This is a genomic window from Pseudomonas sp. Sample_9, assembly GCF_004307535.1.
Lineage (GTDB): Bacteria > Pseudomonadota > Gammaproteobacteria > Pseudomonadales > Pseudomonadaceae > Aquipseudomonas > Aquipseudomonas mercuritolerans.
In genome coordinates this window covers 1-11,240 of sequence record NZ_RAZO01000370.1, presented here as the reverse complement: position 1 = coordinate 11,240, position 11,240 = coordinate 1, and the positions used below count along the sequence as shown (strand labels likewise).

12 protein-coding genes are annotated in these 11,240 nt (G+C 58.3%); 5 read left to right on the top strand and 7 right to left on the bottom strand.

Features of this window, described 5'->3' with window-relative positions:
* Positions 1-68: 68 nt before the first annotated feature.
* On the bottom strand, positions 69-695 hold the full coding sequence (locus D6877_RS21280; RefSeq protein ID WP_130912025.1) for a response regulator transcription factor: 627 nt from the start codon (positions 693-695) through the stop codon (positions 69-71).
* A gap of 418 nt (positions 696-1,113) precedes the next feature.
* Here D6877_RS21280 and D6877_RS21275 point away from each other — a divergent pair, with 418 nt between their 5' ends.
* Positions 1,114-1,827 carry a hypothetical protein gene (locus D6877_RS21275; protein ID WP_130912024.1) on the top strand — a complete coding sequence of 238 codons (714 nt, stop codon included), beginning with the start codon at positions 1,114-1,116 and terminating at the stop codon, positions 1,825-1,827.
* Between the two features lie 121 nt (positions 1,828-1,948).
* Here D6877_RS21275 and D6877_RS21270 read toward each other — a convergent pair whose 3' ends face one another.
* The gene (locus D6877_RS21270; RefSeq protein ID WP_011335737.1) at positions 1,949-3,166 is read right to left on the bottom strand and encodes an argininosuccinate synthase; all 1,218 of its coding nucleotides are present in this window, start codon (positions 3,164-3,166) and stop codon (positions 1,949-1,951) included.
* A gap of 129 nt (positions 3,167-3,295) precedes the next feature.
* Positions 3,296-4,210 carry an OmpA family protein gene (locus D6877_RS21265; RefSeq protein ID WP_130912023.1) on the bottom strand — a complete coding sequence of 305 codons (915 nt, stop codon included), beginning with the start codon at positions 4,208-4,210 and terminating at the stop codon, positions 3,296-3,298.
* Positions 4,211-4,370: 160 nt separating this feature from the next.
* On the opposite strand from D6877_RS21265, the gene pyrC reads away from it, so the two are divergent.
* Entirely contained in the window at positions 4,371-5,417 is a 1,047-nt protein-coding gene (pyrC, locus tag D6877_RS21260; RefSeq protein WP_016773405.1) for a dihydroorotase, read from the top strand.
* Positions 5,414-6,091, top strand: a complete 678-nt coding sequence (rnt, locus tag D6877_RS21255) for a ribonuclease T (RefSeq protein ID WP_130912022.1) — start codon at positions 5,414-5,416, stop codon at positions 6,089-6,091. Before pyrC ends, rnt begins: the two co-directional genes overlap by 4 nt.
* 75 nt (positions 6,092-6,166) lie before the next feature.
* Here rnt and D6877_RS21250 read toward each other — a convergent pair whose 3' ends face one another.
* A complete protein-coding gene (locus tag D6877_RS21250; RefSeq protein WP_003227723.1) occupies positions 6,167-6,769 on the bottom strand; it encodes a peroxiredoxin in 603 nt (200 codons plus the stop codon).
* Between the two features lie 312 nt (positions 6,770-7,081).
* Between D6877_RS21250 and D6877_RS21245 the strand changes: the two genes are divergently transcribed.
* Positions 7,082-7,300 carry a bacterioferritin-associated ferredoxin gene (locus tag D6877_RS21245; protein WP_003227725.1) on the top strand — a complete coding sequence of 73 codons (219 nt, stop codon included), beginning with the start codon at positions 7,082-7,084 and terminating at the stop codon, positions 7,298-7,300.
* 200 nt (positions 7,301-7,500) lie between these two features.
* Positions 7,501-7,974 (top strand): bacterioferritin, encoded by a 474-nt coding sequence (gene bfr / locus D6877_RS21240; protein WP_016773403.1) that lies wholly within the window; start codon positions 7,501-7,503, stop codon positions 7,972-7,974.
* 204 nt (positions 7,975-8,178) lie between these two features.
* Here the strand turns inward: bfr and grxD are convergent, their stop codons facing one another.
* The 3 genes from grxD to D6877_RS21225 form a co-directional block, all read right to left on the bottom strand.
* Positions 8,179-8,520, bottom strand: coding sequence for a Grx4 family monothiol glutaredoxin (gene grxD / locus D6877_RS21235; RefSeq protein WP_130912021.1), 342 nt, complete (start codon positions 8,518-8,520; stop codon positions 8,179-8,181).
* Positions 8,521-8,617: 97 nt separating this feature from the next.
* Entirely contained in the window at positions 8,618-10,723 is a 2,106-nt protein-coding gene (locus D6877_RS21230; RefSeq protein WP_130912020.1) for a molybdopterin oxidoreductase family protein, read from the bottom strand.
* Positions 10,724-10,858: 135 nt separating this feature from the next.
* Complete coding sequence (locus tag D6877_RS21225) at positions 10,859-11,149, bottom strand: hypothetical protein (RefSeq protein WP_016773401.1); 291 nt, start codon at positions 11,147-11,149, stop codon at positions 10,859-10,861.
* Positions 11,150-11,240: the final 91 nt, after the last annotated feature.

The following is an 11,240-nucleotide window of genomic DNA, read 5'->3' as shown; positions in this document are numbered from 1 at the left end:
CGGAGGCTTTTCATTTTCTGCGACAACCGAGCTTGATCGGCCCATGACGGTCTCAGCTGTCGAATCGTTCAAACCAGGCCATTGCGCTGCGCCAACTCGATCAGATCAACCAGAGACCGCGCATTGAGTTTCAGCAACAGACGAGTCTTGTAAGTGCTCACAGTCTTGTTGCTCAAAAACATGCCGTCTGCGATCTCCTTGTTGGTCTTGCCGCGGGCCAATTGCTGCAACACCATCATCTCCCGTCCGGACAGTCGATCAACCATGTCCGCTTCACTCGCATTGCCCAGACTGGTTCGCACGGTATGCAGCGCCTGATTAGGGAAATAGCTGTAGCCGGACAGAACAGCCTTGATCGCACTGAGCAATTCGGTGAGATCCTGTTGCTTGCATACATAACCCGCTGCGCCGGACTGCATACAGCGCATCGAAAAATGTCCCGGAGCCTGGGAAGTCAGCACCAGAACTTTCACCGGCATGGCAGTGGAAGTCAGGCGAGCAATAACTTCCAGACCATCAAGTTTTGGTATGCCTATATCGAGAATGACAAGGTCCGGCAGTTGTTCACGAGCAATTTGTAGTGCATCAACGCCATTATCCGTTTCTGCAATGACTTCGTAGCCATGCCGTTCCATCAGCATACGTACCGCAAGTCGAATGACGGGATGGTCATCCACGATCAGCACTTTATTCATGGGCAAGTCCAGTTTTCGCTGTTCGAATTTTTAGAACACGCACGATATCCCAGTCACTTGCTTCAAGGCATGGCAACTTTTACACGCACTTGCATCGAGAGACATTCCCTACAAGCATCGAGGATAATTCCCACAAATCGGCCACTCTCGACCCGTCATAACCTCCTTCCTGCCTTCCTTATGGCGGCGAAATCTGGATTGCCGTGCAGGCAAATCCTACGCATCGCTGGTCCTGCGTGACGTCCCTGCTCACAATCAATTGGACATATAAGGTAACGAACCGGCACCAAGACACGTTCGACACCACATCATTGATTCTATAAAACTTGGAAATAAACACTTGCTACTTGCATGAACGTTTTTGCTGTAAATGGAAACATTGAACTTTCAACTAAACGCAGAAGATGGAACTCAACCCATGCTGAAGATAAAAAACCAGATCACCAACCCCATGACAGTCATTGCCATATTTGCGATTCTTTCGGAAACTTCCGCTGCGGTCTCGCTGCCTTTTCTGGATAACAAGGACCGGGAAATTTACGTGTGGTTTCTGATCAGCTTTCCCTTTTATTTGTTATTTCTGTTTTTTATCACGCTCAACTTCAATCACCGGTCGCTTTATTCGCCATCCGACTTTGGCAAAGACAAAAGCTTTTTGAAGACGACAGAGCATCAGGAGCGAGACGACAAACGCAACGCACTGCTTCGCGAAACAGGCGAGCATTGCGCTTTCGAGCTGACCAGTTGCATCGTGTCAGCCAAAACCGGCCCTGGCCGATTCCCGCGTCCATGCAGAATTCACAACGCGCCAGACCCTCCACCCGGCACCAGGCGAAGAACCGATCCGGTTGTGCAGAACATCAAGCTGTCACCCTCGGTAGGCGAACTGACCATCATCGACGCGCGAGGTATCGATGCATCAAGGGAATTCGATGCGATCCTCGAAGCGCTCAAAAACGCAGAGAGGAAACATGCGCGCGTTCTCGTATTCCTGTGCAATCACGCCTCGGATTCGCTGGCCCATTGCGCACTGCAACAGATCAGGCAGGCGAAGAAAGGCCCAGGCGCCACACTTTGCATCGTGTACAACCTGTGTTCGCAGACAGTGACATTGCTCGGCAGAACGAGCTGACACCGCGACCAAGCCTGTGTACAGACAGAACAAGGACCGGCCTGATGAACCCTACTGAAAATCCGAAAAAAAAGGCGGCCCTGAACAGGCCGCCTTTTTAATGTGCGTCGGTCAGAGTCGCTCAGAACAACTTGCGACCCTTGTTGGCAGCAATACGCATGCGCAGCGCGTTGAGCTTGATGAAGCCTGCCGCGTCGGCCTGGTTGTAAGCGCCGCCGTCTTCTTCGAAGGTCGCGATGTTGGCGTCGAACAGTGAGTCGTCGGACTTGCGGCCAGTAACGATGACGTTGCCTTTGTACAACTTCAGGCGCACTACGCCGTTCACGTTGACCTGCGAAGCGTCGATCATCTGTTGCAGCATCAGACGCTCAGGGCTCCACCAGTAGCCGGTGTAGATCAGGCTGGCGTACTTGGGCATCAACTCGTCTTTGAGGTGAGCGACTTCGCGGTCCAGAGTGATCGACTCGATGGCGCGGTGGGCGCGCAGCATGATGGTGCCGCCCGGGGTTTCGTAGCAGCCACGCGACTTCATGCCGACATAACGGTTTTCGACGATGTCGAGACGACCGATGCCGTGCTCGCCGCCGATCCTGTTCAGCGTCGCCAGTACGGTGGCCGGGGTCATTTCGACGCCGTCCAGCGCGACGATGTCGCCGTTGCGGTAGGTCAGTTCCAGGTACTGCGGGGTGTCGGGAGCCTTCTCCGGGGAGACGGTCCAGCGCCACATGTCTTCTTCGTGCTCGGTCCAGGTGTCTTCCAGCACGCCGCCTTCATAAGAGATGTGCAGCAGGTTGGCGTCCATCGAGTACGGAGATTTTTTCTTGCCGTGGCGTTCGATCGGGATCGCGTGCTTCTCGGCGTAGTCCATCAGCTTCTCGCGGGACAGCAGGTCCCACTCGCGCCAAGGGGCGATCACTTTCACGCCTGGCTTGAGCGCGTAGGCGCCCAGTTCGAAGCGCACCTGGTCGTTGCCCTTGCCGGTAGCACCGTGGGAAATGGCGTCGGCGCCGGTTTCGTTGGCGATTTCGATCAGGCGCTTGGCGATCAGCGGACGGGCGATGGAAGTACCCAGCAGGTACTCGCCTTCATAAACGGTGTTGGCGCGGAACATCGGGAACACGAAATCACGCACGAATTCTTCGCGCAGATCGTCGATGTAGATTTCTTTGACGCCCATGGCCTGAGCCTTGGCGCGGGCCGGCTCGACCTCTTCGCCTTGACCGAGATCAGCGGTGAAGGTCACCACTTCACAGTTATAAGTATCCTGCAGCCACTTGAGGATCACCGAAGTGTCCAGGCCGCCGGAATACGCCAGAACGACCTTGTTTACGTCCGCCATGCCATCACTCCACGGGGTTCTACGGAAAGCCGGGGAGTCTACCGCTCAAACGCGATAATTTACAGAGGCGCGACAGCTTAAGACGACAAAGCGACAGAATCTGTCGAGAGCGCGACGATGACCGGCGGGTCAGGAAGTCGCTGCGGCCGTGGCCGGCGTACTCGCTTGCGGCGCCGGCGCAGGAGCCGTGGTGGGTGCCACGCGCGACAGTTTCACGTTGACCCGACGGTTCTTCGCACGATTGGCCTTGCTGGTGTTCGGCACGATCGGATATTGCTCGCCGTGGAAACGCACGGTGATCTGCGATTCCTGAATGCCGTTGGCCTTGAAGAAATCCACCACCGCCAGCGCGCGGCGGCGCGACAATTCGCGGTTGGTCAGACGATTGCCGCTGTTGTCGGAATGACCGTCGAGGTCAATGTGGTTCACCGTCGGATCAGCCTTCATGTAGTCGAGCATCACTTGCAGCTTGGCCTTGGCAGCCGGGTCCAGCTCAACCCCTTCGCCGGGGAAGCCGATTTGCGACTGCTTGATCTGGTCGAAATTCTGCGGCAGCAATTTCGCCACACAGCCTTGATAGTCGTTGAACGCCTTGCTGAATTTCACCGGCAACAAACGCACTTCGGAGACGCGGCCATCGCCAGACGCACGGCGTACCACCGGGCTGCGACCATCCAGCAGACCGCTGATCAGACCACCGGCCTGCGACTGCGAGCTGTTGAACAAGACGTTGCCGCTGCCCAGCCGCACAGTGCCCAGATTGATGTCGCCACGCCCCGGCTGCCACGGTGCAGCGGCAGCGAGCAAGGTCGCCGAACCGCCACCGAGCATGGCGTTATAGGCATTCAGGCGAAAGATCGCCTGCTCACCGGCCTTGCGCACGAACTCGCCCGAGCCGAAATCGGTGATCGGCTGGGTCAGGCGGCATTCGAACTGGTCGCCGGCGACCGTCCACTCAATGTTCTCCAGACGGGTCTGGTAAGTCAGCGCCATCGCGGGAAGGCTGGCAAACACACTGAGCAGGGCTAAATAACGCTGGCGCACGGGAGGCTCCATTGGCTTGTGAAACACAAACACCGATTCACACAATGTTTACGGCATACCTCCGGGATATCGGACGCTCGTGGCAAAACTTGATAGCGGGTGCCTGCAAGAGTCTTTTCCGGTAGCATTCGCCTCAGTTTGACCCGCCTGGAATCCCCTCATGTCCGACCGCCTGACCCTGCTGCGTCCCGACGACTGGCACATTCATCTTCGCGATGGTGCCGTGTTGACCAATACCGTTGCCGATGTGGCCCGCACCTTCGGGCGCGCGATCATCATGCCGAACCTGGTACCGCCGGTGCGCAACGCCGCTGAAGCCGACGGCTATCGTCAGCGCATTCTGGCTGCCCGCCCGGCCGGCAGTCAGTTCGAGCCGTTGATGGTGCTGTACCTCACCGACCGCACCCAACCGGAAGAAATTCGTCAGGCCAAGGCCAGCGGTTTCGTCTACGCCGCCAAGCTGTACCCGGCCGGCGCGACCACCAACTCCGATTCCGGCGTGACCAGCATCGACAAGATCTTCCCGGCGCTGGAAGCCATGGCCGAAGTCGGCATGCCGCTGTTGATCCACGGTGAAGTCACCCGTGGCGACGTCGATGTATTTGACCGCGAAAAGATTTTCATCGACGAGCACATGCGCCGCGTGGTCGAACGCTTCCCGACGCTGAAAGTGGTGTTCGAACACATCACCACCGGCGACGCCGTGCAGTTCGTCAACGAGGCTTCGGCCAACGTCGGCGCGACCATCACCGCGCATCACCTGCTGTACAACCGCAACCACATGCTGGTCGGCGGGATTCGGCCGCACTTCTACTGCTTGCCGATTCTCAAGCGCAACACCCATCAGGAAGCCTTGCTCGACGCGGCCACCAGCGGCAGCGCCAAGTTCTTCCTCGGCACCGACTCGGCGCCCCACGCCCAGCACGCCAAGGAAGCTGCCTGCGGTTGCGCCGGTTGCTATACCGCTTACGCCGCCATCGAGATGTATGCCGAAGCGTTCGAACAGCGTAACGCGCTGGACAAGCTCGAAGCCTTCGCCAGCCTCAACGGCCCGCGTTTCTACGGCCTGCCGGCAAATACCGATCGCATCACCCTGGTCCGCGAAGAATGGACCGCCCCGACCAGTCTGCCATTTGGCGAGCTGACCGTTATCCCGCTGCGCGCCGGTGAAAAACTGCGCTGGCGCCTGCTGGAGGAACACGCGTGAGTGAAGACAATTTCGACGATGAGCTGGACGGTCAAAGTGGTGGCGGCGGTTCCCGTCACCCGATGGCAGCGCGTTTTCGCGGCTACCTGCCGGTTGTCGTCGACGTAGAAACCGGTGGCTTCAACGCAGCCACCGATGCCCTGCTGGAGATTGCCGCGACCACCATCGCCATGGATGAAAAGGGTTTCGTCTACCCGGATCACACCTACTTCTTCCGCGTCGAGCCATTCGAAGGTGCGAACGTTGAAGCGGCAGCGCTGGAGTTCACCGGGATCAAGCTCGATCACCCGCTGCGCATGGCCGTCAGCGAAGAAACCGCGCTGACCGACATCTTCCGTGGCATTCGCAAGGCGCTGAAAGCCAACGGCTGCAAGCGGGCAATTCTGGTCGGGCACAACAGCAGTTTCGACCTGGGCTTCCTCAACGCAGCAGTCGCGCGCCTGGACATGAAGCGCAACCCGTTCCACCCGTTCTCCAGTTTCGACACCGCGACCCTGGCGGGTCTGGCATACGGTCAAACCGTGCTGGCGAAAGCCTGTCAGGCGGCTGGCATCGATTTCGACGGTCGTGAAGCGCACTCGGCGCGCTACGACACCGAAAAGACCGCTGAGCTGTTCTGCGGCATCGTCAATCGCTGGAAGCAGATGGGCGGCTGGGAAGACTTCGACGACTGATCCCCTGCGAACAAATCCCGCGCATGAAAAAACCGGCCCACATGGGCCGGTTTTTTTGTACCTCGACGTTGCGCCTTACAGGGCCGCAGCGTTCTCGGTCAGGTAAGCCGCAACGCCTTCCGGCGAAGCGTTCATGCCTTTGTCGCCTTTCTTCCAGTTGGCCGGGCAGACTTCGCCGTGCTCTTCGTGGAATTGCAGCGCGTCGACCAGACGGATCAGCTCTTCCATGTTACGGCCCAGCGGCAGGTCGTTGATGATCTGCGAGCGAACCACGCCTTTGTCGTCGATCAGGAACGCGCCACGGAAAGCCACGCCGCCTTCGGATTCAACGTCGTATGCCTTGGCGATGTCGTGCTTCATGTCGGCAGCCATGGTGTATTTCACCTGGCCGATGCCGCCATTGTTGACCGGGGTGTTGCGCCAGGCGTTGTGGGTGAAGTGCGAGTCGATCGACACGGCGATCACTTCAACGTTGCGTGCCTTGAAGTCAGCCATGCGGTTGTCCAGAGCGATCAGCTCGGACGGGCAGACGAAGGTGAAGTCCAGTGGGTAGAAGAACACCAGGCCGTATTTGCCTTTGATGGCCGAGGACAGGGTGAAGCTGTCAACGATCTCGCCATTGCCGAGTACGGCCGGGACGGTGAAGTCTGGGGCTTGTTTGCCTACGAGTACGCTCATTGATATCTCCTGGTGTAGAAACTTGAAGTTCAAGGTCCGGGCCAGCCTGCCACCCTCAGGCGACAGCCCTGTGACACGAACCCTCTTCGCAAGGGACGACCATCATACACTGCGTATTTGGCCTGTCCGTAACGGATTTTCCCTGTTCGGTTATCCACTGCGTATTCATGGGGTCAGACGCGCATTTGGAAAATACCGTTCGTCAGTCGCCGGCAAACAGGCTGCGAAGCGTTCCGAAAGCACTTTGACAATCATTCTCGTTAACATTAAGATCCATCGCAATTGAGTCACAACCAGCGACGGTTCTTACTTATGTATGTTTGCCTCTGCACTGGCGTCACCGACGGACAGATCCGCGAAGCGATCTATGAAGGTTGCTGCAGCTACAAAGAAGTTCGCCAGGCCACCGGCGTCGCCAGCCAGTGTGGCAAATGCGCCTGCCTTGCCAAGGAAGTGGTGCGCGAAACCCTGACCAAGCTGCAAACCGCCCAGGCCGCGATCCCTTACCCGGTAGAATTTACTGCTGCGTAAATGCCCCATTTCAAAGAACCGGACTAGATGTCCGGTTTTTTTATGCCTGAAAATCAATTGCTTAGCGTCCAGACGCGGAACACAAACATTCTTATTCCGATTAATTTTCATTTATTATTCAATAACTTAGGTTTGACACTTATAACTGCCAAGCTCAAACTCCGCCTTATATACGGTTAATACAGGGCAGGACTCCGATCATGAAAGGCGACATTACAGTCATCCAGCATCTCAACAAGATCCTCGCCAATGAGCTGGTCGCGATCAATCAGTACTTCCTGCATGCACGCATGTATGAAGATTGGGGTCTGAACAAGCTCGGCAAGCACGAATACCACGAATCCATCGACGAGATGAAACACGCGGACAAGCTGATCAAGCGCATCCTGTTCCTTGAAGGCCTGCCGAATGTGCAGGACTTGGGCAAGCTGCACATCGGCGAACACACCCGCGAAATGCTCGAATGCGACCTGCGCATCGAAAAGACCGGCCACGCCGACCTGAAAGCCGCCATCGCCCATTGCGAAACCGTTGGCGACTTCGGCAGCCGTGAACTGCTCGAAGACATTCTCGAGTCGGAAGAAGAACACATCGACTGGCTGGAAACCCAGCTCGGCCTGATCGACAAGATCGGTCTGGAGAACTATCTGCAGTCGCAGATGGGCGAAGAGTAGGAGCTGTCGGGTGAAACGAGGCTGCGATCTTTATCGATTTCAGCTTTAACTTCGCAAGACCTATGTAAACGCCAACAAAAAAGCCCCGCCCTCTTTCGAGGTGCGGGGCTTTTTGTTGGCCGAAGATCAAAAGATCGCAGCCTCGTTTCACTCGACAGCTCCTACAGGAGACGCGTCGTCGAGCGAAACTCCATGAACGCAGAATCAGGCTTCGGACTTGTTCGCCGCCGCCGCTTCGACAGCCGACTTGATGGTGCTTTGCAGCGAACCGTCTGCAGCCATCTCGGTCATGATGTCGCTGCCGCCGATCAGCTCACCGCCGACCCACAGTTGCGGGAAAGTCGGCCAGTTGGCGTACTTTGGCAGGTTGGCGCGGATTTCCGGGTTCTGCAGGATGTCCACGTACGCGAACTTTTCACCACAGGCCATCACGGCTTGTGCAGCCTTTGCGGAGAAGCCGCACTGCGGGGCATTCGGCGAGCCTTTCATGTAAAGCAGAATGGTGTTGTTGGCAATCTGCTCTTTAATCGTTTCGATGATATCCATGGAGCACCTCGGCTGAACTTTCCGACTCAGAGGTCGGCACGGTGGCGCATTGTAACGGAATCCCGAGCGCCATGCTCGGTCTCCCCGACAGACCCGCTCAAGCCGCCGCCACCTTCACCGGCACACCGTTCAACGCCGCGTTACCCGACAGTTCGTCGAGCTGGCACTCGTCGGTCAGGTCGTTGGCGCTCGATCCCGGCTGGCCGCTGGCGATCGCCATCTGCACGCCCGGGCGCGCATGGCCCCAGCCGTGCGGCAGGCTGACCACGCCTTTCATCATGTCGAGACTGGCGAGCACTTCCACCTCGATCTGCCCGACCCGCGAACTCACCCGAACCCGCTGCCCATCGGCCAGACCACGGCTGGCCAGGTCATCCGGATGCATCAGCAACTGATGCCGCGGCTTGCCCTTCACCAGCCGATGAAAATTGTGCATCCACGAATTATTGCTGCGTACATGGCGGCGGCCGATCATCAACAATTCATCGGCTGCCGGCGCCTGCAACGCGGCAAAGCGTGCGAGGTCGGCGAGAATTTCCGGCGGTGCGGCCTGGATACGCTGATTCGGCGTTTTCAGACGTGACGCCAGATTCGGCTTCAGCGCCCCCAGATCAATGCCGTGCGGATGATCGAACAGCGTCGCCAGCGACAGCTTGTGCTCGGATGCATCGCCATAGCGGCCCATGCGCAGGCCCATGTCGATCATCTTAGCCGGCGGCATCGTCGGTTTCAGCTCCTTGCCGGTTTTCTCGGCGAAGGCTTTGGCCAAGCCGACGAAGATCTCCCAGTCGTGCAGCGCACCCTCGGGCTTGGCGAGAATCGCGCGATTGAAGCGGGTGACGTTACGCACCGCAAACAGGTTGAAAGTGGTGTCGTAGTGATCGTTTTCCAGCGCCGAGGTCGACGGCAGGATCAGATCGGCATAGCGCGTGGTTTCGTTGATATACAGGTCGATGCTGAGCATGAAGTCGAGGCCGTCCAGCGCCTGCTCCAATTGCCGGCCGTTGGGCGTCGACAGCACCGGGTTGCCGGCGACGGTGATCAGCGCGCGGATCTGCCCCTCGCCTTCCGTGAGCATCTCTTCGGCCAGTGCCGAGACCGGCAACTCGCCGCCGTATTCCGGCCGACCGGAAACGCGGCTCTGCCATTTGTTGAAATGCCCGCCCGAGGTCGACGCCACCAGATCCACAGCGGGTTCGGTGCACAGTGCACCGCCAACGCGATCGAGATTGCCGGTGACCAGATTGATCAACTGCACCACCCAATGACAGAGGGTGCCGAAGGCCTGAGTCGAAACGCCCATGCGTCCATAGCAGACCGCACTCGGCGCAGCAGCGAAGTCGCGCGCCAGTTGGCGAATCTGTTCGGCAGGCACTGCGCAGAGCGGGCTCATCGCTTCGGCACTAAACGCAGCCACGGCGTTGCGCACCTCGTCGAGGCCATCGACCGGCAAATGGCTGTCGCGGGTCAGGCCTTCGCTGAACAGCGTATTGAGCATGCCGAACAGCAACGCCGCATCGCCACCGGGGCGGACGAAAACGTGTTGATCGGCCATCGCTGCGGTTTCGCTGCGGCGCGGATCGACCACCACCACTTTGCCGCCGCGCCCCTGAATCGCCTTCAGGCGCTTCTCGACGTCCGGCACGGTCATGATGCTGCCGTTCGACGCCAACGGATTGCCGCCGAGGATCAGCATGAAATCGGTGTGATCGATGTCCGGAATCGGCAACAGCAGACCGTGGCCGTACATCAGATAGCTGCTGAGGTGGTGCGGCAGTTGATCGACCGACGTTGCCGAGTAGCGATTGCGGGTTTTCAGCAACCCCAGGAAGTAATTGCTGTGGGTCATCAGGCCGTAGTTGTGCACGCTCGGATTGCCCTGATACACCGCAACGGCGTTCTGCCCGTGACGTTCCTGAATCGCCGCCAGTTTCTCGGCCACCAGCGCAAACGCCTCGTCCCATTCGATCGGCAGCCATTCGCTGCCGACGCGGCGCATCGGCTGACGCAGGCGATCCGGATCATTCTGAATATCTTGCAGGGCCACGGCTTTCGGGCAGATATGGCCGCGACTGAAGGTGTCGAGGGCATCACCCTTGATCGAGGTGATCGCGACGTTGCCATCGGTTTCCGTGGTTTCGATGGTCAGGCCGCAAATGGCTTCGCACAGGTGGCATGCACGGTGGTGAAGAGTCTTGGTCATGGCCAGTCTCTGTCTTGTTCGGGAGCAGGCAATCACGCCCGCGGGAACAAAACTATGGCCCGTGCGCAGAGGCGGCGCCAGCGACGTTCGTCTTGTGAATCGACGGTTATCAGGACAGCCGATAAATCGCCGCGATCAGTTCGGCGGCAACTGCGGCGGTGCCGCCAGCTGGATTTCCTGGATGGTTTCTATCTGCTCATGGGCGACGTGGACGCCGGTGAGCTCGCCGATCAACCGCCAGTGCTCATCAAGCCCGGCGCTGATGGTGGCCATGCGATCGATCATGTGTCGACCGGCGGATTTGACCACTTCATCGTCACTGCGCAGCAACTCGAAAGACATCGAGGTGACGGACGCGGTGAGATGGGTCAGGGAGCGAGCCGTGTGGCCCAGCAGTTCCATTAACAGTTGTTCTTTCGATTCCATGCGGAGGCTTCCTGCGTCGCTCGAAACTTATTTATAACCCAGCACTTTGCTTTAGCAAATGTTTCAGTCTGAACATCCGACCAAGCGAATC

Bases quoted from the DNA above. Each gene is read 5' to 3' on its own strand.
- D6877_RS21270 (WP_011335737.1), bottom strand. From the start codon at position 3,166: ATGGCGGACGTAAACAAGGTCGTTCTGGCGTATTCCGGCGGCCTGGAC.
- D6877_RS21225 (WP_016773401.1), bottom strand. From the start codon at position 11,149: ATGGAATCGAAAGAACAACTGTTAATGGAACTGCTGGGCCACACGGCT.
- D6877_RS21230 (WP_130912020.1), bottom strand. From the start codon at position 10,723: ATGACCAAGACTCTTCACCACCGTGCATGCCACCTGTGCGAAGCCATT.
- bfr (WP_016773403.1), top strand. From the start codon at position 7,501: ATGAAAGGCGACATTACAGTCATCCAGCATCTCAACAAGATCCTCGCC.
- D6877_RS21280 (WP_130912025.1), bottom strand. From the start codon at position 695: ATGAATAAAGTGCTGATCGTGGATGACCATCCCGTCATTCGACTTGCG.
- pyrC (WP_016773405.1), top strand. From the start codon at position 4,371: ATGTCCGACCGCCTGACCCTGCTGCGTCCCGACGACTGGCACATTCAT.
- D6877_RS21275 (WP_130912024.1), top strand. From the start codon at position 1,114: ATGCTGAAGATAAAAAACCAGATCACCAACCCCATGACAGTCATTGCC.
- grxD (WP_130912021.1), bottom strand. From the start codon at position 8,520: ATGGATATCATCGAAACGATTAAAGAGCAGATTGCCAACAACACCATT.
- D6877_RS21245 (WP_003227725.1), top strand. From the start codon at position 7,082: ATGTATGTTTGCCTCTGCACTGGCGTCACCGACGGACAGATCCGCGAA.
- D6877_RS21250 (WP_003227723.1), bottom strand. From the start codon at position 6,769: ATGAGCGTACTCGTAGGCAAACAAGCCCCAGACTTCACCGTCCCGGCC.